Here is a 21,333-nt window from a genome sequence, read left to right on the forward strand (position 1 = left end):
AAGCCTGCAACCACACCAAAGAAACCCCCGGCTGGTCCTCCCGACCACGCCCCGGACCCCGACACACCCTCGACATCACCACCCCCACCGGCCACACCTACCAATCCACCGCCCCGCCACTCCCGGGAACCCCCGTCGGACAACCGGAACTGGACCAAGCCGTGACCAGAAGCCGCAACCATCGCCCCGAACGCCGCCAGGCCGCAATCCGGCTGCGCGCCCGGGCGAAAAACCGGCTCCCCGCCTGAACTAACGCCGCCCGTCACGGGCCCGCCGCGGCCGCGCCGCCGCCGTCATGCTCGGACGGCAGCCACGCCGAACGTGCCCAGAACAACGCCGCCCGCCGATCCGCGGATCGACGGGCGGTAAGGGTGGGCTGCCCGTGCCTTTAGTCCGCGGCGGTGCCGTCGGCGTAGGGCGCATCCCCGGTCACAACAGGGTTCGAGGAGTTGTTGGACCATTCCGAGAATGACCCCGGATAGAGCGCCGCAGGGAATCCGGCGATTTCGAGGGCCGCAATTTCGTGGGCCGCCGTGACGCCGGAACCGCAATAGACAGCGGTGGGGACGTCGGCGCGCACGCCAAGCCCGGTAAAGCGCTCGCGCAAGGCCGCCGCGGACAGGAACCTGCCGTCTGCGCCGAGGTTTCCGGTGGTGGGAGCGCTCACGGCTCCGGGGATGTGGCCAGCGCGCGGGTCCACCGGTTCGAAGTCGCCCCGGTACCGCTCCCCCGCCCGGGCGTCCAGCAGCAGGCCCCGCTGGCCCCAGGAGGCCGCCTCCCCGGCGTCGATCACGGGCAGGGCACCGCCCGTCAGGACCACGTCGCCGGGCGCCGCTTGGCGTTCGCCACTTTCGAGGCCGAAGCCCGCGCCGCGCCAGGCGGCCAGCCCGCCGTCGAGCAGGTAGACGTCGGAAAGGCCGGCGTTCCGCAGCATCCACCAGAGCCGGGCGGCGGCCTGGTTGCCGCTGTCGTCATAGGCCACCACAGCGTCACCGTTGCGGACGCCCCAGGAACGGACGGATGCCTGGAACTGCTCCAGGGTCGGAAGTGGGTGCCGGCCGCGGCTCGGATCCGCGGGTCCGGCCAGTTCAGTGGCGAGGTCCACGAAAACGGCGCCGGGGAGGTGTTCGGCTAGGTAGTGGTCGCGGCCGTGCGGGTCGCCGAGCGCCCAGCGCACATCCAGCACCACGGTCCGCCGGCCAGTTTTGTCGGCTGCGTCCAGCCGGTCCTTCAGGGTGGCTACATCCATGAGGGTCTGCATCCGCCCACTCTATCCATCGAATTCTGCCGCCGCGGGTAGGCTGGTGCGGTGATCAGAGGGCGACAGCAGGACAGGGCATGGGCCGCCGAGGCCATCCGCAGAATCCACGCAGAGAACAACCGGTCCGCGGACACCCACTTGTACTCCGTCCCGCTGCCCCCGCAGTGGGGTGTCCAGCTGTACCTCAAGGACGAATCAACCCACCGGACCGGCAGCCTGAAGCACCGGCTGGCCCGCTCGTTGTTCCTCTTTGGCCTGGTCAACGGCTGGATCTCGGAAGGCACCACCATCGTTGAGGCCTCCAGCGGCAGCACGGCGGTATCGGAAGCCTATTTCGCCCAGCTGCTGGGGCTGCCGTTCATTGCGGTGATGGCCCGGACCACGAGCCGGGAGAAGATCGCACTGATCGAGCAGTTCGGCGGCTCCTGTCTGCTCGTCGACCACGCCTCGGAGGTCTATGAGGCCGCTGCGGAACTCGCAAAGCGCACCCACGGGCACTACATGGACCAATTCACCTACGCCGAACGGGCCACCGACTGGCGCGGCAACAACAACATCGCCGAGTCCATCTTCGACCAGCTGGCCCTGGAGGAGCACCCGATCCCCCGCTGGATCGTCGTGGGCGCCGGCACCGGCGGCACCAGCGCCACCATCGGCCGCTACCTGCGGTACCACCGCCATGACACGGAACTCGCCGTCGTGGATCCGGAGAACTCCGCCTTCTATCCCGGCTGGCTTGCAAGCCGGCAGGCTGCCGACGGCGGACCCCCCACCGAATCGGCCGACCGCGCCGGCACGTCCCGGGTCGCCGCCACGGCCCCGGCGGGCCAGCCCTCCCGGATCGAGGGAATCGGCCGGGCACGGCTGGAACCCAGCTTCGTTCCTGCCGTCATCGACCACATGGTGCAGGTCCCGGACGCGGCCTCGGTGGCGGCGATGCGCCATCTGCTCGAGCACGCCGGCCTGCACGCCGGCCCCTCCACCGGCACCAACCTGTGGGGCGTCTGGCAGCTCATCGCTGAGATGATCGCCCAGGGCCGCCGCGGCAGTGTCGTGTCGCTGATGTGCGACGGCGGAGAGCGCTACGCCGGAAACTACTACAAGCCGGAGTGGCTGAAGTCCCAAGGCCTGGACCCCGAACCGCATGAAGCGACCATACGGGAATTCTTCGCCACTGGAGCATGGCCGACCCAGGCGTCCTAGGTGCGTTACGCCTAGACCTCGACGCTGTCCAGGCTGGAGAGGTGCCGGTATTCGGTGCCGTACTTGGCGCCGAACCGGGTCACGTGCCCTTCCACGATGCCGCGCCCGTTGTCGTTGAGCAGGGCGTCGTGGATCGGGAAGGCTGTCGGGGCGCGGACTCCTATCATGAAGTCGACCACCTCCCCCACCTTGTTCCAGGGTGCGTGGATGGGCACCAGCAGCGTCCGGACGTCCGCGCCGTCGGGCACGATGAACGAATCTCCGGGGTGATAGACGTTGGAGTCCACGAAGTAGCCGATATTGGCCACCACCGGAATCTGCGGATGGATCAGCGCGTGCTGCCCGCCAAAGCACCGGACGGAAAACCCTGCCGTCTCGAAAGCCTCGCCGGGGGCCACGGTATGGATCCGCGGCCCGGCATCGGGCGCCTTGTCGTGCAGTTGTGCCGCGACTCCGGCCGGTGCATACAGCTGCAGGGAACTGCCGGTCGAAAGGGCGGCAGTGACGGCGTCGACGTCGATGTGGTCGGCATGTTCGTGCGTGATCAGCACGGCGTCGGCACCGGCGAGGGCCTGATCGGTCTCGGAGAAGTTCCCCGGATCGAACACCAGCACCTTGCCGTCCTTCTCGAGCCGGACACAGGAATGCGTGAACTTCGTCAGCAACATCTAGCCAGCCTAGGGTCCCGCCCCGGCGGTGTCCACGCGCCCGGCTGGTAATCTGGGACCTTGCCACCACCCCGTATCGAGACCCCCAGCGAAGCGAGTTCCACAATGTCCCACGGCGCCACAACTGACGGCAGCCGGGCCACGGTGCCGGCTCCCGCCGCGGCCAAGGAGCAGCGCGTCACCAAGCAGCGCCTCGCGGTCAGCGCCGCCCTCGACGAACTGACGGACTTCGTCAGCACCCAGGAGCTGCACCGCATCCTGCAGGACCGCGGCACCTCGGTTTCCCTGGCCACGTCCTACCGGATTCTGCAGTCCCTCGCGGACGAGGGCCTGGTGGACGTCCTCCGGAACGCCGACGGCGAGGCCGTGTACCGGCGCTGCGCCGTCACCGGCCACCACCACCATCTGCTGTGCCGCAGCTGCGGCAGGGCCGTTGAGATCGAGGCACCCGCGGTCGAGGCCTGGGCCGCACGGACGGCGACCGAGCACGGCTTCACCTCGGTCGAACACACGGTCGAGATCTTCGGGCTGTGCCCGGACTGCACAGCCCGGGCTGCCGGCTAGTTCCTGGCCCTGCTGGCCGGAACAAGGGCCTCGTCGTCGTCGGCGTCGTCGGCCGTGATCAGAATGTTGCCCTCCGAAATGGATTCGGACAGGACATCGTGCTCAATCGCGGTGGCCAGAGGCTTTTGCTTGACGAAGCACATCAGCACGGCGGCGACCAGCGCCAGCGGAACCATCCAGATGAAAATGGGTGTCAAAGCGTCATTGTAGGAGGAGATGATGGCCTCCTTAATCGGCGCGGGCAGCTGGCTGACCACCGCCGGAGTCAGTGAGTTTGAACCTCCCGGGGTGCCGCCCCCTGCGGCCGAGGCCGGAAGACGCTCGGCCAGCAGCTCAGCCAGCCGGCTCGCGAAAAGGCTCCCCACCACGGCGGAGCCGAGCGTGGCGCCGATCTGCCGGAAGAAGTTGTTCGACGCCGTTGCGGTGCCGACTTCGCGCAGCGGGAAGGAGTTCTGCACGATCAGCACCATGATCTGCATGCTCAGGCCCAGGCCCAGGCCCATCACGGCCAGGTAGGCGCAGATCTCCCAGAGCGGTGCTCCCGGCTGGAGGGTGGAGAGCAGCACGAGGGCGATGGCAACCAGCACGCCGCCCGCAATCGGCATCCACTTGTAGCGGCCGGTCCGGCTGACCATCTGCCCGGAGACCACCGAGGCAACCAGCAGGGCGCCCATCATCGGGATCATCAGCAGCCCGGATTCGGTGGCGTTGACGCTGAATGCCATCTGCAGGTAGGTCGGCAGGTAGCCGATGGCGCCGAACATGGCCACGCCGATCAGCAGGCCGGCGACCGTCGCGAGATTGAAGTTGAGGTCCTTGAACAGGTGCAGCGGGATGATCGGCTCGGCCGTGCGGCGCTCCACCAGGACGAAGGCGACCGCGCTGAGAACCGAACCGGCGATCAGCGCGAGGATGACGGGGTCGCTCCACGCGTATTTGCTGCCGGCCCAAGTGGCGAACAGCACGAGGCAGGTCGTGGCGATCGCGAGCAACAGCATCCCGCCGAGGTCCAGGCGCGGTTTGCCGCTGTGCTTCGGAAGCTTGAGGAAGAACACGGCGCCGGCCAGCGCGAGCAGTCCCAGGGGGATGTTGATCCAGAACACCCAGCGCCAGCCGGGACCCTCGGTGAACCAGCCGCCCAGCAGCGGACCGGCGACGGAGGCAATGGCGAAGACGCCGCCCATCATCCCCATGTATTTCCCGCGTTCGCGGGGCGGGACGACGTCGGCGATGACGGCCTGCGACAGGATCATCAGACCGCCGCCGCCGAGTCCCTGGACCACCCGGGCGGTGATCAGCACGCCCATGTCGTTGGCCAGGCCGCCGATGACGGACCCGATCATGAACAGGATGATGGCGGCCATCAGCAGGGCCTTGCGTCCCATGAGGTCACCAAGCTTGCCGTAGATCGGCATGGTGATGGTGGAGGCCAGAATGAAGGCGGTGATGACCCAGAGCATGTCGCTGACGCCGTGGAGTTCGCCCACGATGGTGGGCAGGGCCGTGCTGAGCACAGTCTGGTTCAGGGCGGCCAGGAGCATCGAGAGCATCAGGCCCACGAAGAGCAGCACCATGTGCTGCTTTCCTTCGGTCGGTCCCGCCACGGGGACAGCGTGCTTGGTCATAAAATCTTCCTTAGTAAATGGTGGAGCAGAGCCAATGACAAGTCGACGTTCTCCGGAGTAATTCCTTCAGAGGGGTCGTAATCAGCTGAACTGAGATTGAAACGGATGGGAACGCCGGCGACCATGACCAGCATGCGCGCGGCTTCCTCCGGGCCGAAGCCTATGGCGTTGGCCGTCCACGCGGGATCCTGGGCCAGTAACCCGGAGATTCCCTGGGTGACGAGGTTCTCGGCCTTGACCATGTAGTCCATATGGCGGCGGCCCAGATTGGGGTCCCGGGCAATCAGCATCCGGCGGCGTGCGCGGTTGGTGCCACCGATCGCCGTCCAGGCGACAGTCATCAGCAAACGCGATACCTGCCCCACCAAATCATCGGCCGTGACCGAGATACCGGAGAGAAGTGCCGCTTCCAGGGCGGGTTCACGCAACCCGACGATGGCGTCTTCCTTCACCTCAAAGTAGTTGAAGAAAGTCCGCGGCGAGACGCCAGCGCTGGCGGCGATCGCCTCTACCGTGGTCCGGTCGGCGCCGTGCTGCAGGGCAAGCGTTGCGGCCGCCTCGTGCAAGGCCATCCAGGTCTCGGCTTTTTTGCGCTCACGCAGGGGCACCGCAGCGGCAGAAGTCATGGCTCAATAATTGCATGACTGCAATGTTTGCACAAATGCAGACTTGCAGTGATGCAAGAAAGCCCATTGAGAGGGCGGCCTGCCGACGGCGGGCGGGCGGCTTAGCCGGCCGCCACCGCCGAGTGGCGCAGGACCCTGCCGTTAAGGCCGCGCTTGGCCCGGATCCCGCCGATCACCCGGCAGACGACGTAGATCAGGAAGGACAGGGTGGTCACGTACGGGCTGATGGGGATCCGGCCGCCCAGGGCCAGCAGGATGCCGCCGACGGTGGCCGTCATGGCGAACGCCACACTCAGGATCACCACCAGCCGGGGTGAAGAGGTCACCCGCATGGCCGCTGCCGCGGGAGTGATCAGCAGCGCCAGCACCAGCAGGGCGCCGACGATCTGGATGGAGAGCGCCACGCTGACGCCGAGCAGCAGCATGAACCCGATGGAAAGTGCCCGCACAGGCACACCGCGGGCCGAGGCGACGTCGGGATCCACGCTGGCGAAGGTCAGCGGACGCCAGATCGCCACCAGGGCAAGCATCACCACGACGGCGGCGATTGCCAGGACCTGGAGCTGGACGGTTCCGACGGACACGATCTGGCCGGTGAGCAGGCCGAACTTGTTGGCGGCGCGCCCCTCATACAAGGAGAGGAACAGAATGCCCAGGCCCAGCCCGAACGGCATAATGACGCCGATGATCGAGTTCTTGTCGCGGGCGCGGACGCCCAGCAGGCCCAGCAGCAGCGCCGCCACGACGGATCCCACTAGGGAGCCCAGGACGATGTCCACCCCGATGAGCAGGGCGAAGGCCGCGCCGGCAAAGGAGAGCTCGGAGATCCCGTGGACGGCGAAGGCCAGGTCACGCTTCATCACGAAGGTTCCGATCAGCCCGCCGAGCAGGCCCAGCACGGCACCCGCCCAGAGGGAGTTCTGCACCAGCGCGACCAGTTCGCCGTAGTTTTCGAAGTTGAAAATTGAATTGAGCAGACTGTCCAGGTCCATCTAGCCCACCTCCCCCGCCACCGCGTGGGCGTCCTCATGGTGGTGCGTCGTCGCGTCCGGCAGCCCGACGACGATCAGCCGCCCGTTGGCGTTGATCACTTCGACGTGGCTGCCGTAAAGATCGGACAGCACTTCCGTGGTCATGACCTCTTCCGGCGGGCCCACCCGGAACCGTCCGCCGGCCAGGTACAGCACGCGGTCGACATAGTCCATGATCGGGTTGATCTCGTGCGTTACGAACACCACGGCACTGTTCTGGTCGTGGCATTGTTTGTTGATCAGGGCACTCACGGCCTGCTGGTGCTGCAGGTCGAGGGACAGCAGGGGCTCGTCGCAGAGCAGCACCTTGGGATCGGTGGCAAGGGCCTGCGCCACCCGCAACCGTTGCTGCTCGCCGCCGGAGAGCTGCCCGACGGGGACCCGTGCGTAATCGCCGGCTCCCACCAGATCGAGGAGCTCATCGATTCTGCGGTTCACTTTCGCAGTGCCGAGCCGGAGCCCCCAGCGGTGGCCGTCGACGCCGAGCCCGACGAGGTCGCGGGCGCGCAGCGGCGTGTCAGGGTCGAAGGACTTCTGCTGCGGGACGTAGCCGATCCCCCGGCTGCCCCGCTCCACGGGCCGGCCCGCGAGCGTGGCCGTGCCGGAGCTCAGCTCCTGCAGGCCCAGCAGCACCTTGAGGAACGTCGTTTTCCCGCTGCCGTTGGGGCCGAGGACAGCGAAGAATTCACCCGGGTTGATGTCCAAGTCCAGGCCCTCCCACAGCGTGCGCTTACCGAACGCGAGGGAGGCTCCACGGAGGCTCACTACGGGTGTCAACTTGGCTTTCCTCGAATTCTGCACAAGCCTCCGGCTCACGCTCTGCACCAGGGGTGGCTGGCTGGACTGTCTGGCTGGGCTGCCTTGCCCGTCTGTCTGGCTGGGCTGGCTGGGCTGGCTGGGCTGTCCGATTGCGCAGTCAGGTCACGCTGTCCAGCTAATCTTAGGCCAGTGCATTGCCGATGTTGTCGACGTTGTCCGTCATCCACTGCAGGTAGGACTTGCCCTCCGGCAGGGTTTCGCTGAAGTTCACCACCGGGACACCGGCAGCTGCTGCCGCGTCCTTGACGGCGACCGTCTGAGGGCCTTCGGTCTGCTGGTTGTAGGCCAGCAGCCTGATGCTCCCCGAGCCCATCAGGTCGGTGGTCGCCTTGAGCACGGCGGGCGGAACGTCCGTGTCTTCTTCGATCGCGGCGGTGTACTCATCCGGGGTCTGGTTTTCCAGGCCGGCGGCTTCGAGCAGATAGAGCGGCACCGGTTCCGTCACGGCCACGGGCGCCGCACCGGCGGACGCCTTGATTCCCGCGAGCTTGGTGTCGAGGCCGCCGAGCGACTCCTTGAAAGTTGCGGCGTTGCTGCGGAAAGTCTCGGCAGAGGACGGTTCAAGCTCGCCGAGCTTGGCCGCGACGGCATCAGCCAGCCGGGCCATGGCAGGCAGGCTGTACCAGACGTGCTCGTTGAATCCGGCATGTTCGTGGCCGTGGCCGTCAGCATCGGCGGACGGGCCGGCGGTCGGTTCCGGGGCAAGCCCGGACAGCTCCACGGCATTGAGGACGTTGCCGTGGTCCAGTCCCGAGTCGTCCGCGAGCTTGTGGATGAAGTCGTCATATCCGCCGCCGTTGTCGACCACCAGGTCGGCCTTGGACACCGCCAGCTTGTCCTGTGTGGTCGCCTCGTAGGAATGCGGGTCCTGGCTGGTGCGCGTGATGATCGAGTTGACCCGCACCTTGTCCGCGCCGATAGTGCTGACGATATCCCCGTAAACACTGGTGGAGGCAACCACTTCGACGATTCCGTCGCCGGCACTGGCGGAATTCCCCGAAGCGGAATTTCCCGACGTCGGGGCGCAGGCCGTCAGCAGCAGGGTGGCGCCGGCAAAAGCGGCGACGATGGCACGGGCAGCGGGACGGCGCACGGAAAACCTCGGATCTGTTATTGAGAATCAGGAGCAATAGCAACTGCCCCGAGTGTATCCCTAAATAGGAATGATTCCTATTTAGGGATACACCGGCAGCTATTGGTCCTGGCCGAGCCTCCGGTAGCCGGTGGCCTGGGTGGCGTCCCGGATCTCGCCCACGAGCTGCTCGATAACGTCCTCCAGGAACAGGACGCCCTGGGTGAGGCCGTCCGGGCCGATCACGCGGGCCAGGTGCGAGCCGGTCCGCTGCATGACGGACATGGCCTTCTCGATTTCGTCGTCCATCGCCAGGTTCGCCAGCGACCGGATGTGGCTCTCCGCGATCGGCTGGTGGTACGCCGCGTCGGGGATGGAGAGCACATCCTTGATGTGCAGGTAGCCGGAGAGCATCCCGTCGTCGTCAAGCATCGGGAAGCGGGAGAACCCGGTGCGGCTCACGGCCTTCTCGAACTCCAGCGGGGTGGTGTTCGACTTCATCATCACGAGTTTGTCGAGCGGAACCATCACATCGGATGCGGTGTGTTCGGAGAACTCCAGCGCACCGGTGATGAGTCCGGCGTCGTCGTCCACGAGCCCGTGGCGGGTGGATTCCTGCACGATCGACTGGACTTCCTCGAGCGTGAAGGAGGAGGTGACCTCATCCTTCGGCTCGATCCGCATCAGTTTCAGGATGTGGTTCGCGGACCAGTTGAGCGCCACGATCACCGGCTTCACCAGCCGGGCGATGAACATCAGTGGCGGCGCGAGCAACAGGGCTGCCTTGTCCGCCACGGAGACCGAAATATTCTTCGGGACCATTTCGCCGATGGTGACGTGCAGGAAGGTCACCACCAGCAGGGCGACGGCGAAGGCGACGATGTCGGCGATTTCCACCGGGATGCCGACCGCCTCCAGCGGGACCGCCATCAGGTGGTGGATGGCCGGTTCGGCCACCTGCAGGATTAGCAGCGAGCAGACAGTGATTCCGAGCTGCGCGCAGGCGAGCATCAACGAAACGTTCTCCATGGCCTGCAGGGTGGTCTGCGCCCGCTTGGATCCCGCCTCGGCGAGCGGCTCGATCTGGCTCCGGCGGGCGGACATGACCGCGAATTCGGCACCAACAAAGAAGGCGTTGCCGAGCAGCAGCACCACCAGCCAGAGGATTCCCGCCCAGTCGCTCATGCGGCACCGACCTGGCCGTTGGAGTGCTCGTCGTGGTGCACCCGGACCGGCTTGAAGCAGATCCGGTCAATCCTGCGCCCGTCCATGCGGGTGACGGCAAGGGTGCCGCCGTCGACGTCGACCGTGTCCCCCACGGCTGCGATCCGGCCTAACTTGCTCATGACGTAGCCTCCCACCGTTTCGTAAGCAGACTCGTCGGGCACGGTCAGGCCCGGAATCTGCTCGGAGAGTTCATCGGGGCGAAGCAGCCCCGGGAAGTACCAGTCCCCCGACGCGCTCTGCAGCAGTCCCGGGCGCACCTTGTCGTGTTCGTCGGCCACTTCCCCGACGATTTCCTCGACGAGATCCTCCAGGGTGGCGATGCCGGCGGTGCCGCCATACTCATCCAGGACCACGGCCAGCTGCAGATTGCCTTCGCGCAGTTCGGCCAGCAGGGCATCCAGGTGAATGGTTTCCGGAACCCGGAGCACATCGGTCATGATGGCACCGGCCTCCAGCTTGGCGCGCCGGCCCGAGGGCACGGCGATGGCCTTCTTGATGTGCACGACGCCGCGGATGTCGTCCGACGATTCCCCGATGACCGGGAACCGCGAATAGCCGGTGCGGCGTGCGGCCTCCACGATGTCGGAGACCGGCTGGTCGCCGTCAATGGTCTCAACCCGGATGCGGGGCGTCATGACGTCCGCCGCTGTCCGGCCAGAGAACTTAAGGGTCCGGGCGATGAAGTTGGCGGTCCCGGCGTCGAGGGTTCCCATCGCCGCCGAGCGGCGCACAAGGGAGGCTAGCTCGGCCGGAGTCCGCGCGCCCGAAATCTCCTCCTTGGCCTCAAGGCCGAAGATGTTGAGCACCTTATTGGAGAAGCCGTTGAGCACCACAATGGCCGGCTTGAAGACCGCCGTGAACATCAGCTGCGGGCGGGCCAGGGCCCTGCCGACCTGAAACGACAGCGCAATGGCCATGTTCTTCGGGACCAGCTCGCCGATCAGCATGGACAGGAGGGTCGCGAAGGCCATCGCCATGACCAGCGACACGGACGAAACTGCCGCTTCCGGCACGCCCAGGGCGCCCAGCGGGGCTTCGAGCAGTTTGCCCACCGAAGGTTCCATGACGTAGCCGGTGAGCAGGGTGGTGATGGTGATGCCCAGCTGGCAGCTGGAGAGCTGCGTGGACAGGGACTTGAGGCATTTGAGCAGGGGCGCGGCAGCAGTATCGCCGTCATCCACGGCCCGCTGGACGGTGGCCTGGTCAAGGGCGACAAGGGAGAATTCAACGGCTACGAAGAAGCCGGTTCCGAGGATGAGCAGCAGGCCTGCGCCGAGAAGAAGCCACTCCATTTAGCGGCCCGCTTCCGGGGCGGCGGCGCGGCGTGGCGCCCGGCTGCCTCGGTATAGGGTGCCTGGGTATCGGGACGGGCTGCCCGGCGGAGGATGGTCAGCCGCGGCCGACCAGGTTTCCTGGAAGGTCCCGGGTTTCTGGAAGGCATGTGGCTGGCGTGCCGCCGGGGAATGATGGGCGCGTGAACGGGGTTTGCCGGCTCTTCGGGTGGACTGCGCGGGAACGGTTTCCGTTCCCGCCTGACAGCCCCCAGGCCGGCACCTAGATTTACTGTCCATAAGAGTTTCAGTCTACAGGTGCGGCGGGGGCCGGCCGCCGTCGTGTCACCTACGTGACGCCCGACGGCGGCCGCTGCGCCAGCGCCGCGGCTCACCAGCTCTGCGGGACCGGCCGGCCTTCCTCATACCCGGCCGCGGACTGGATGCCCGCCACGGCGCGTTCCCGGAACTGCGCAAGATCCGCAGCGCCGGCGTAGCTCATCGAGCTGCGGAGCCCGGCGGTGATCATGTCCAGCAGATCTTCCACACCGGGCCGCGCCGGATCGATGAACATCCGGGAGGTCGAGATGCCTTCCTCGAAGAGGGCCTTGCGGTCCTTTTCGAAGGCGCCCTCGCGCTGGTTGCGGTTCTGCACGGCGCGGGCGGACGCCATCCCGAAGCTTTCCTTGAACTGCCGCCCGGCGGCGTCCTGCTGCAGGTCCCCGGGGCTCTCGTGCGTCCCGGCGAACCAGGAACCGATCATCACCTGGCTGGCGCCGGCCGCCAGGGCCAGCGCGACGTCGCGCGGGTAGCGGACACCGCCGTCGGCCCAGACGCGCCCGCCGGCAGCCCGCGCGGCCGCCGAGCACTCCAGCACGGCGGAGAACTGCGGCCGGCCCACGGCGGTCATCATGCGCGTGGTGCACATCGCCCCGGGGCCAACACCGACCTTGACGATGTCCGCGCCGGCCTGGATGAGTTCGCGGGTCGCCTCCGCCGTGACCACGTTGCCCGCCACCACGGGCACGCCGGGGTTGAGGCCCTTCACCGCGGCCAGGGCATCAAACATCTTCTGCTGGTGGCCGTGCGCGGTGTCGAGGACCAGCACGTTGACCCCGGCGGCCAGGAGTTCCGCGGCACGCCCGGCGACATCGCCGTTGATTCCGACGGCGGCAGCCACCTTGAGCCGGCCGGCCGGGTCCAGCGAGGGCCGGTACAGCGTGGAGCGCAGGGCGCCCTTCCGGGTGAGGACGCCGGCCAGGACGCCGTCCCGCTGCACGGGGGCGAAGTCGGTCCCGGCGGCGTCCATCGCATCGAAGGCGCGGCGCAGGCCGGCGCCGGGTCCGGTACCGGACCCGCCGCCGTCGGAGGTGTCTTCCAGCTCGGCCGCGTCGAGCACCAGCGGCTGGTGGCGCATCACCGAGCCGAGCGAGGCGAACCGGTCCTGGCCCTCGCAGTCGGAGGCCCGGACGATGCCGGTGACGGCACCGGAGTCATCGACGACCATGACGGCCCCGTGCGGGCGTTTGCCCATCAGGTGCAGGGCGTCAATGACCGTGTCCGCCGGCGACAGCGTCACCGGGGTTTCCAGGACGGGGTGGCGGGTCTTGATCCAGGTCGTGACGTCGCGGATCACGTCGAGCGGCACGTCCTGCGGCAAAACCGCCAGCCCGCCGCGCCGGGCCATGGTTTCGGCCATGCGCTTGCCGGTCACCGCCGTCATGTTGGCCGCCACGAGGGGAATCGCGGAGCCCGTCCCGTCGTCCGCCGCCAGGTCAACATCCAGCCGGGACGTCACGTCGGAACGGGACGGTACGAGGAAGAGGTCTGAATAGGTTAGGTCGGTAGTGGGTTCGGTCAGGAAACGCACGGTTGCTCCTCAATAAACATTCCGGTGCTCAACGGGTTCTCTGTGTGATTCTAGCGAGGCTGCCCGCGGGCCCCGTACCTGTCCGGCGCCTGTCCGGGCGGCCCCTCCTGCGGGGCTCCGGACAGCTGGCGGGGGTGCTGTGACGGCGAGTTGAGGCGACTTGATGATTTGAGTCACCCTTATTGGCGGTTTGGCAAGAATCGTCACTAGACTGGCAGAGGTCTGGGTTCACTGGACGCGGAGACTGGTTCAATCGTCGTGCTGAGGCACCGTGAAGCCAGTGGGAATCGAACTCATGGAAGAGGCGTAATTCAAGTGCCAGAGCAGCCTAGCCACCGTCTACCAGAGGAATTTGGCGGAAACGAGTGGCTCGTTGACGAACTGTACGAGCGGTATCAGCAGGACAAGAGCACGGTGGATGCCAAGTGGTGGCCCTTGTTCGAATCCTTTGATGCCGGAGACAGCTCGTCCACCAACGGAGCCTCAGGCGCAGCGACAGTTGCGCACCCCGCCACGCGCGAACTTCCCGTAGTAGCCCCGGCTGCCGCGGCGGCAACGCAGCCGCCCGCGCCGGCCCCTGCTGCCGCCCCCGCCGCACCGGCCCCCGCCCCGGCGAAGAAGGCCCCGGCCACCGTTGCCCGCGACGGCTCCAAGAACCCGGACGCCGGCACCGCGCCGATTCCGGCCCAGCTCCCCAAGAACATCAAGGCCCCGACCGCCCCTGAGGAAGACGTCGTTTCCGTCCTCCGCGGACCGGCCAAGGCCATCGCCACCAACATGATCACCAGCCTGGAGGTTCCGACCGCCACCAGCGTGCGGGCAATCCCGGCGAAGCTGCTGATCGACAACCGCGTGGTCATCAACTCCAACCTGGCCCGCGCCCGCGGCGGCAAGGTGTCCTTCACGCACCTGATCGGCTACGCCGTCATCCGCGCCCTGGCCCAGTTCCCGTCGATGAACGTCTACTACGACGAGGTCGACGGCAAGCCTGTCGCGGTCCAGCCGGCGCACGTGAACTTCGGCATCGCCATCGACATGCCGAAGCCCGACGGCTCCCGCCTGCTGATGGTGCCCAACATCAAGAAGGCGGAGACCCTCAACTTCTCCGAGTTCTGGCACACCTACGAGGACCTGATCAAGCGTGCCCGCGCCGGCAAGCTGACCGCCGACGACCACTCCGGCACCACGGTCTCGCTGACCAACCCCGGCGGCATCGGAACCGTGCACTCGGTGCCGCGCCTGTCCAAGGGCCAGGCCGCCATCATCGGCGTCGGCGCACTGGACTACCCGGCCGAATTCCAGGGTGCCAGCGCGAAGATCATCGCGCACAACGCCATCAGCAAGGTCCTCACGCTGACCTCCACCTATGACCACCGCGTCATCCAGGGTGCCGGCAGCGGCGAGTTCCTGAAGCTTGTGCACCAGCTCCTGCTGGGCGCGCAGGACTTCTACGACGAGATCTTCGAGTCCCTGCGCATCCCGTACGAGCCCGTGCGCTGGAGCCCGGACCTGCAGGTGGACCCGGCCGACGAGATCAACAAGGTCGCCCGGATCCAGCAGCTCATCCACGCCTACCGCGTCCGCGGCCACCTCATGGCGGACACCGATCCGCTCGAGTACGTGCAGCGCAAGCACCCGGACCTCGACGTCCTCACCTACGGCCTCACGCTGTGGGACCTGGACCGTGAGTGGCCCACCGGCGGCTTCGGCGGCAAACCGATGCTCGCCTTCCGCGACATCCTGGGCGTGCTCCGCGACGCCTACTGCCGCACCACGGGCATCGAATACATGCACATCCAGGACCCGGAAGAACGCAAGTGGTTCCAGGACCAGCTGGAGCACGCGTACTCCAAGCCGAGCCGCGACGAGCAGCTGCGCATCGTCTCCAAGCTCAATGCGGCCGAAGCCTTCGAGACCTTCCTGCAGACGAAGTTCGTCGGCCAGAAGCGCTTCTCGCTGGAGGGCGGCGAGTCGCTGATCCCGCTGCTGGACGCGATCATCTCCGATGCGGCCGACGACGAACTCGACGAAGTGGCGATCGGCATGGCCCACCGCGGCCGGCTCAACGTGCTCACGAACATTGCCGGCAAGACCTACGCCCAGGTCTTCCGCGAATTTGAAGGCACCCAGGACCCGCGCTCCGTGCAGGGCTCCGGCGACGTGAAGTACCACCTCGGCACCGAGGGTACCTTCACCTCGGACAACGGCAAGGAGACCAAGGTCTACCTCGCAGCCAACCCGTCCCACCTTGAGGCCGTGGACTCCGTCCTCGAAGGCATCGTCCGCGCCAAGCAGGACCGCCTCGACCAGGGCGAAGCCTTCCCCGTGCTGCCGATCATGGTGCACGGCGATGCCGCCTTCGCAGGCCAGGGCGTCGTGGCGGAAACGCTCAACCTCTCCCAGCTGCGCGGATACCGCACCGGCGGCACCATCCACATCGTGGTCAACAACCAGGTCGGCTTCACCACCGCCCCGTCGTCGTCGCGTTCCTCCACCTATTCCACGGACGTCGCCAAGATGATCCAGGCGCCGGTGTTCCACGTCAACGGCGATGACCCGGAAGCCGTGGTCCGCATCGGGCAGCTCGCGTACGAGTTCCGCCAGCGGTTCCACAAGGACGTTGTCATCGACATGGTCTGCTACCGCCGCCGCGGCCACAACGAGGGCGACGACCCCTCGATGACCCAGCCGCTGATGTACAACCTGATCGAAGCCAAGCGTTCGGTCCGCAAGCTGTACACCGAATCACTGATCGGCCGCGGTGATATCACCGAAGAAGAAGCCGAACAGCTGCTGCGCGACTACCAGGAACGGCTGGAGCGGGTCTTCGCCGAAACCCATGCTGCGCAGACCTCCCCGATTCCGATCATCAAGGCGGACTCCGCCGCGGTGTCCGATCTGGAGCGCCCGATGGCCCAGCAGTCCGATTCCGGCATCAACGCCCCGACGTCAACGGCGATTTCCACCGAGACCCTGGCGCGCATCGGCAAGGCCCACGTCGACATCCCCGAGGGCTTCACGGTCCACGCCAAGCTCAAGCAGCTGCTGGAGAAGCGTGAAGTGATGTCCCGTGAAGGCGGCATCGACTGGGGCTTCGGCGAGCTGGCCGCTTTCGGTTCGCTCATCATGGAAGGCGTTCCCGTCCGGCTCGCCGGCCAGGACTCGCGCCGCGGCACGTTCGTGCAGCGTCACGCCGTCTTCCATGACCGCGCCAACGGCGACGAGTGGCTGCCCCTGGCCCACCTCTCCGAGGACCAGGCAAAGCTGTGGATCTACGACTCCCTGCTGTCGGAATATGCGGCCATGGGCTTCGAATACGGCTACTCGGTGGAACGCCCGGATGCCCTGGTGCTCTGGGAAGCGCAGTTCGGTGACTTCGTCAACGGCGCGCAGACCATCATCGACGAGTTCATCTCCTCGGCCGAGCAGAAATGGGGCCAGCGCTCCTCGCTGGTGCTGATGCTGCCGCACGGCTACGAGGGCCAGGGACCGGACCACTCCTCCGCCCGGATCGAGCGCTTCCTGCTGATGTGCGCGGAACAGAACATGATCGTGGCCAACCCCACGACCTCGGCCTCGCACTTCCACCTGCTGCGCCGCCAGGCGTACAGCCGGCCGCGCAAGCCGCTGATCATCTTCACACCGAAGCAGCTGCTCCGTCTCAAGGCCGCGGCGTCCTCGGTGGAAGACTTCACCACCGGCACGTTCCGGACGGTCATCCCCGAGCACGAGCAGCTGCAGCCCGACGCCGTCGAGCGTGTCCTGCTGGTGTCCGGCCGGCTGTACTACGATCTGCTGTCCACCCGGCAGAAGACCGGTGACAAGACGACGGCGATCGTCCGGGTCGAGCAGCTTTACCCGCTGCCGGCCGCCGAGATTGCCGCCGAGCTTGCCAAGTACCCGAACGCCGAGGTTGTCTGGGCACAGGACGAACCCGCCAACCAGGGTCCGTGGCCGTTCATCGGCCTCAACCTGCCGGACGCCCTGGACCGCCGGGTCCGCCTCGTTTCCCGCCCCGCCTCGGCTTCCACCGCGGCAGGATCGATGAAACGCCACGCAGCCGAGCAGGACTCGCTGCTCAAGCAGGCTTTCGCACGTAAGTAAGGTCAGCGCTGCCCGGCCGGAGATGGAATTACGCAACTCCGGCCGGGCACCGTTGTTTAACCGGCTTTGTCCCGTCCATCGCGAACGGTGGGGACGGCTTAATGGACGCTCTGAAGTGAAGAGGTAGTCGTGGAAGATCGTAAGCTGCGGATCGCAGCCGTGGGCGATGAAATACTGGCCGGGCTGGGAGACCCCCGCGCGCTGGGCTGGCTGGGGCGGGTGCTGGCGCGCACGCCGCAGGACGGGCTGTCCCTGGAATGCTATTCCCTGCCCTGCCCGCAGGAAGGCACCGAAGGCCTGGCCGCCCGCTGGTTCCAGGAGGCCGGCCGGCGCTTCAACGACCACCACGAGAACCGGCTGGTGATCGGGCTCTCCGGACGCGACGTCGAATTCGGGCTCTCCACGGCCCGCAGCCGACTCAACCTCGCCAACATCCTCGACTCCGCGTCGCAGAACAAAATCGAGGTCTTCGTCGTTGGCCCTCCGCCGACCCTGGACCCGACCCAGAACCGCCGGCTCGGCGAGCTCAACACCGCCTTCGCCGACGTCACGACGCGGCGCAAGCACCTGTACGTCGACACGTATTCCCCGCTGCTGAACCACGAGCAGTGGCGCCAGGACCTCGCCGCCAACGGCGGTACCCCCGGCCAGGCCGGCTACGGGCTGATGGCCTGGCTCGTGCTGCACCGCGGCTGGTTCCAGTGGCTGAGGATCGACGCCCCGGAGTAGCCAGCCGGGCCCCGGCGGCCGGGAACTTCGCGATATATCTTGACTCTGCAAATCCTGCGATATATCGTGACTTCATAGTCACGATATATCGCAATGATTCGCAGAATGTATCGCCCGCCCGGAGGAACCATGGCAGAGAACTACTGGACCGTCACCGGTCCGCAGACCATCGACGTCGACGGCGTCAGCTCGCTCAAGCTTGGCATCGTCCGGGGCCGCTTCGACATCGTCACCCACGATGAGGCCGTCACCCGGATCGAAGTGTCCGACGTGAACGGCGACCCGCTGGCGGTCAGCCTCGTCGACGGCCGCCTGGAGGTCCGGCACCAGCTGCACGGGCCGCAGGGCTGGTTCAAGAACCTCATGGGCACCGTCAACAACAGCAGCAGCAACTCGGTGGTCATCAGCATCGCCCTGCCCGCCGGTGTCGAGGTCGAGGCCGGCACCGTCAGCGGCGACGGCATGGTCTCCGGGATCAGCGGGCGCACCCGGCTGAACACGGTGTCCGGATCCGTCCTGGCCGACGGCACCTCCGGGAACCTGTCAGTCAGCACCGTGAGCGGTGAAGTGATCGCCCGCAACCACCACGGTGTGCTGACGGCCAAGAGCGTCTCCGGCGAGGTCACGGCCTCCGGCGATTTCAGCCACATCCGCGCCAACACCGTCAGCGGGGACCTGAGCTTCGACCTGCACGGCTACACCCAGGACTTCGGGGCAAATTCGGTGTCGGGTGATGTCACCATCCGCCTCCCGCACGACGTCGGCGTGGACATCATCGCCAAGTCCGCCAGCGGCGCGATCGTCATCAACGACCAGCGGTACAGCCAGCCCAGCGGGAGCGTGCAGACCATTGCCGGACCCGACTCCCAGCTCATGCTGGTCCGCACCAACTCCGTCTCGGGGAAGACCTCGATTTTCCACGGGCGGCCGGGCACGGACCCCACGAAGGGTCCCTGATGCCTCCGGTCTTTGCCCACGGGGCGCTGCGCCTCTACCTGCTCGCGCTGCTGGAGTCGGGTCCGAAGCACGGCTACGAACTCATCAAGGCGCTCAGCGAACGCTTCGGCGGCACCTACTCCCCCAGCGCCGGCACCATCTATCCCCGGCTTGGCAAGCTCGAAGAGGAGGGGCTGGTGGCCACCCACACCGAGGGACGGCGGACGTACTACAGCATCACCCCGAACGGTCTTGCGGAGCTGGACAGCCGTCGGGACGAACTCGCCGGCGTGGAGAACGACATCTCCGCATCGATCCGGCGGCTCGCGGACAACCTGCGGCAGGACATCAAGGTCAACATGCGCGGGCTGCGGGCGGATCTGGCCGCCACGGCCGAGGCGGCGCGCTCCTCGGCCCGCGCGGCCGGATCAACGGTCGCCTCGCTGGCGGGCCAGCGCTACTCGCAGGAGGGCGACAGCCGGCTGCGTGAAGCGGAGATGCTGGTGCAGGCCTTCCGCGACGACATCCGCGTGGAACTGCGCCGGCACGGCGGCCGGCATCCGATCACGCCCGTGACCTTGGAGACGGTCAAGACGGTGCTGGACCAGGCACGGATCTCCATTCGCAACTCCCTGGACTGATTCGGCCGCTGCGATTGTCCCCCGGGACCGCCTCCCGCCCCCGCCGGTTCGCGGCGCGTGCCCCGATGTGGGAGACTTGAGGGCAGCTCTTTTGAGTACCAAAAATTAAGGAGGCCAGCTATGAGCAAGCGTGCACGTAAACGTCGTGACCGTAAGCGTGGCGGCGCGAACCACGGCAAGCGCCCCAACGCCTAAGCAAAGCTTGGAATGACAGCTTTAAGCGAATGACCCCGGAAACCTCACGGTTTCCGGGGTCATTCGTTTTTGCCGGGCGGGACGTCGGGATGTCCGCGGTCAGGCCTGGACCGGGTTGCTGTTGTGAATCCGGTCCAAGATCGAGTTCTTGAGGTTCTCCGGGGCAGCCTCGGTGCAGGAACGCTTCACCATGACACGGATGACACATTCGAGGTCGTACTGCTCAAAGCACTCCGGGCACCCGTCCAGGTGGTCCTTGATCTCGGCGATGTCATCGTGTGTGAGGGCACCATCCAGATACTCGTAGATACGTTGCATCCGGGCGTCGTCGCAATCGCCCAGTCCCTGGCAGTCGCTCATTTCCTGTTCTCCTGTTTGTTGCTTCCGGCCGCTGCGGTGGCATCGGCGCCCTTGAATCCGCGCTCGGCGGCGTAGTCGGCGAGCATGTCCCGCAGCATCTTCCGGCCCCGGTGCAGGCGGGACATCACGGTCCCGATCGGGGTGTTCATAATGTCTGAAATTTCCTTGTACGCGAAGCCCTCGACGTCGGCGAAGTAGACCGCCAGCCGGAATTCCTCCGGGATGGCCTGCAGGGCGCGTTTGACGTCCGAGTCCGGCAGGTGGTCCAGCGCCTCCGCCTCCGCCGAGCGGAGGCCGGACGAGGTGTGGGACTCGGCCCGGGCGAGCTGCCAGTCCTCGATGGTGTCCGAGTTCGACTGCAGCGGCTCGCGTTGCCGCTTACGGTAGAGGTTGATGTATGTGTTCGTCAGGATGCGGTAGAGCCAGGCCTTCAGGTTGGTGCCCGGCTTGTACTGGTGGAACGCGGAAAAAGCCTTCGTGTACGCCTCCTGGACCAGGTCCTCGGCATCAGCGGGATTCCGGGCCATCCGCATGGCCGCGGAGTACAGCTGGTCGACGTACTGCATGGCGTCGCGCTCGAACCGTACCCGGCGCTCCTCTGTGGTTTCCGTCGCCACGTCCAGGACCTGCCCGTCCACGATCGTCTCCCGGGCGGCAGCATCCCGCACGGCGTCAGTCGGTGCCGGGTCCGTTACCGCGGCGGCGCCGGACTCCGGAACCGCTCCAGCTTCGGGGGCAGGCTCGGGGAGTGCGCCGGCGGGGCCGGCTACAGGTGACTTCGCGGGCGTGGCGCCGTTTCCGGCGACCTTTTGCATGGCCGCAACGGCCGGATCCATGGTGCTCATTGCGTCCCAGTCTACTGTCACCTTGCGGCGGGCGCCTGGAACTCCCGCAGTTGGGCGGTCCTGCATGCCCATGGTCCACAACTCCGCCGGTACTGTCTCCAGTTGCGTGTCCTTTACCAGAATCAAATGTCCGCCTCCCTGCTCGTCATGAGCTCGTCATTCGCTCATCGTCCGGCCGCAAACCGGCGGCCGCGACCTTTTATGCACAACCCCGCCTGGCAGGCAAATATTCCGCAAAAGTGCAAGACTAGAACCGGTTCTCCCGCATAAATTCAGCGGTTCGTCC

General features: G+C 66.8%; 19 protein-coding genes and 1 pseudogene. 8 read left to right on the top strand and 12 right to left on the bottom strand.

Annotated elements, in window-relative coordinates:
• Positions 1–248, top strand: a pseudogene (locus ACZYZ5_RS20205) (HNH endonuclease); the annotation flags it as partial.
• Between the two features lie 140 nt (positions 249–388).
• On the opposite strand, the gene ACZYZ5_RS20210 reads toward ACZYZ5_RS20205, so the two are convergent.
• Entirely contained in the window at positions 389–1,261 is an 873-nt protein-coding gene (locus tag ACZYZ5_RS20210; RefSeq protein ID WP_463904136.1) for a sulfurtransferase, read from the bottom strand.
• Between the two features lie 48 nt (positions 1,262–1,309).
• Between ACZYZ5_RS20210 and ACZYZ5_RS20215 the strand changes: the two genes are divergently transcribed.
• A complete protein-coding gene (locus ACZYZ5_RS20215; RefSeq protein ID WP_463904137.1) occupies positions 1,310–2,464 on the top strand; it encodes a PLP-dependent cysteine synthase family protein in 1,155 nt (384 codons plus the stop codon).
• 11 nt (positions 2,465–2,475) lie between these two features.
• Here the strand turns inward: ACZYZ5_RS20215 and ACZYZ5_RS20220 are convergent, their stop codons facing one another.
• A complete protein-coding gene (locus ACZYZ5_RS20220) occupies positions 2,476–3,132 on the bottom strand; it encodes an MBL fold metallo-hydrolase (RefSeq protein WP_463904138.1) in 657 nt (218 codons plus the stop codon).
• 105 nt (positions 3,133–3,237) lie between these two features.
• On the opposite strand from ACZYZ5_RS20220, the gene ACZYZ5_RS20225 reads away from it, so the two are divergent.
• Positions 3,238–3,696, top strand: coding sequence for a Fur family transcriptional regulator (locus tag ACZYZ5_RS20225; protein WP_463904181.1), 459 nt, complete (start codon positions 3,238–3,240; stop codon positions 3,694–3,696).
• Here ACZYZ5_RS20225 and ACZYZ5_RS20230 read toward each other — a convergent pair.
• The 8 genes from ACZYZ5_RS20230 to ACZYZ5_RS20265 form a co-directional block, all read right to left on the bottom strand.
• Positions 3,693–5,321 (bottom strand): MDR family MFS transporter, encoded by a 1,629-nt coding sequence (locus ACZYZ5_RS20230; RefSeq protein WP_463904139.1) that lies wholly within the window; start codon positions 5,319–5,321, stop codon positions 3,693–3,695. The two genes, ACZYZ5_RS20225 and ACZYZ5_RS20230, sit on opposite strands and share 4 nt — an antisense overlap.
• Complete coding sequence (locus ACZYZ5_RS20235; protein ID WP_463904141.1) at positions 5,318–5,947, bottom strand: TetR/AcrR family transcriptional regulator; 630 nt, start codon at positions 5,945–5,947, stop codon at positions 5,318–5,320. The genes ACZYZ5_RS20230 and ACZYZ5_RS20235 overlap by 4 nt, the downstream gene beginning before the upstream one ends.
• A 101-nt stretch (positions 5,948–6,048) precedes the next feature.
• Positions 6,049–6,939 carry a metal ABC transporter permease gene (locus ACZYZ5_RS20240; RefSeq protein WP_463904142.1) on the bottom strand — a complete coding sequence of 297 codons (891 nt, stop codon included), beginning with the start codon at positions 6,937–6,939 and terminating at the stop codon, positions 6,049–6,051.
• A complete protein-coding gene (locus ACZYZ5_RS20245; protein ID WP_463904143.1) occupies positions 6,940–7,755 on the bottom strand; it encodes a metal ABC transporter ATP-binding protein in 816 nt (271 codons plus the stop codon). It abuts the gene before it with no gap.
• 163 nt (positions 7,756–7,918) lie between these two features.
• Positions 7,919–8,890, bottom strand: a complete 972-nt coding sequence (locus ACZYZ5_RS20250; protein WP_463904144.1) for a metal ABC transporter solute-binding protein, Zn/Mn family — start codon at positions 8,888–8,890, stop codon at positions 7,919–7,921.
• Between the two features lie 99 nt (positions 8,891–8,989).
• On the bottom strand, positions 8,990–10,054 hold the full coding sequence (locus ACZYZ5_RS20255) for a hemolysin family protein (protein WP_463904145.1): 1,065 nt from the start codon (positions 10,052–10,054) through the stop codon (positions 8,990–8,992).
• Positions 10,051–11,388, bottom strand: coding sequence for a hemolysin family protein (locus ACZYZ5_RS20260; protein ID WP_463904146.1), 1,338 nt, complete (start codon positions 11,386–11,388; stop codon positions 10,051–10,053). The genes ACZYZ5_RS20255 and ACZYZ5_RS20260 overlap by 4 nt, the downstream gene beginning before the upstream one ends.
• Positions 11,389–11,758: 370 nt before the next feature.
• Positions 11,759–13,237 carry a GuaB1 family IMP dehydrogenase-related protein gene (locus ACZYZ5_RS20265; RefSeq protein ID WP_463904147.1) on the bottom strand — a complete coding sequence of 493 codons (1,479 nt, stop codon included), beginning with the start codon at positions 13,235–13,237 and terminating at the stop codon, positions 11,759–11,761.
• A 315-nt stretch (positions 13,238–13,552) separates the two neighbouring features.
• On the opposite strand from ACZYZ5_RS20265, the gene ACZYZ5_RS20270 reads away from it, so the two are divergent.
• The 5 genes from ACZYZ5_RS20270 to ACZYZ5_RS20290 all read left to right on the top strand — a co-directional run bounded on the left by ACZYZ5_RS20270 (position 13,553) and on the right by ACZYZ5_RS20290 (position 19,842).
• Positions 13,553–17,341, top strand: coding sequence for a multifunctional oxoglutarate decarboxylase/oxoglutarate dehydrogenase thiamine pyrophosphate-binding subunit/dihydrolipoyllysine-residue succinyltransferase subunit (locus ACZYZ5_RS20270; RefSeq protein ID WP_463904148.1), 3,789 nt, complete (start codon positions 13,553–13,555; stop codon positions 17,339–17,341).
• A gap of 129 nt (positions 17,342–17,470) precedes the next feature.
• Positions 17,471–18,070: a GDSL-type esterase/lipase family protein gene (locus ACZYZ5_RS20275; RefSeq protein WP_463904149.1), complete on the top strand. Its 600-nt coding sequence runs from the start codon at positions 17,471–17,473 to the stop codon at positions 18,068–18,070.
• 129 nt (positions 18,071–18,199) lie between these two features.
• A complete protein-coding gene (locus ACZYZ5_RS20280; protein WP_463904150.1) occupies positions 18,200–19,027 on the top strand; it encodes a DUF4097 family beta strand repeat-containing protein in 828 nt (275 codons plus the stop codon).
• A complete protein-coding gene (locus ACZYZ5_RS20285; RefSeq protein ID WP_463904152.1) occupies positions 19,027–19,647 on the top strand; it encodes a PadR family transcriptional regulator in 621 nt (206 codons plus the stop codon). Before ACZYZ5_RS20280 ends, ACZYZ5_RS20285 begins: the two co-directional genes overlap by 1 nt.
• A gap of 120 nt (positions 19,648–19,767) precedes the next feature.
• Positions 19,768–19,842, top strand: coding sequence for a 50S ribosomal protein bL37 (locus ACZYZ5_RS20290; RefSeq protein WP_104061284.1), 75 nt, complete (start codon positions 19,768–19,770; stop codon positions 19,840–19,842).
• A 99-nt stretch (positions 19,843–19,941) separates the two neighbouring features.
• Here the strand turns inward: ACZYZ5_RS20290 and rsrA are convergent, their stop codons facing one another.
• Together rsrA and ACZYZ5_RS20300 are read right to left on the bottom strand one after the other, a co-directional pair.
• The gene (gene rsrA, locus ACZYZ5_RS20295; RefSeq protein WP_463904153.1) at positions 19,942–20,202 is read right to left on the bottom strand and encodes a mycothiol system anti-sigma-R factor; all 261 of its coding nucleotides are present in this window, start codon (positions 20,200–20,202) and stop codon (positions 19,942–19,944) included.
• On the bottom strand, positions 20,199–21,047 hold the full coding sequence (locus ACZYZ5_RS20300) for a sigma-70 family RNA polymerase sigma factor (RefSeq protein WP_463904154.1): 849 nt from the start codon (positions 21,045–21,047) through the stop codon (positions 20,199–20,201). The genes rsrA and ACZYZ5_RS20300 overlap by 4 nt, the downstream gene beginning before the upstream one ends.
• Positions 21,048–21,333: the final 286 nt, after the last annotated feature.

It is taken from the genome of Pseudarthrobacter ribosi (assembly GCF_055412865.1).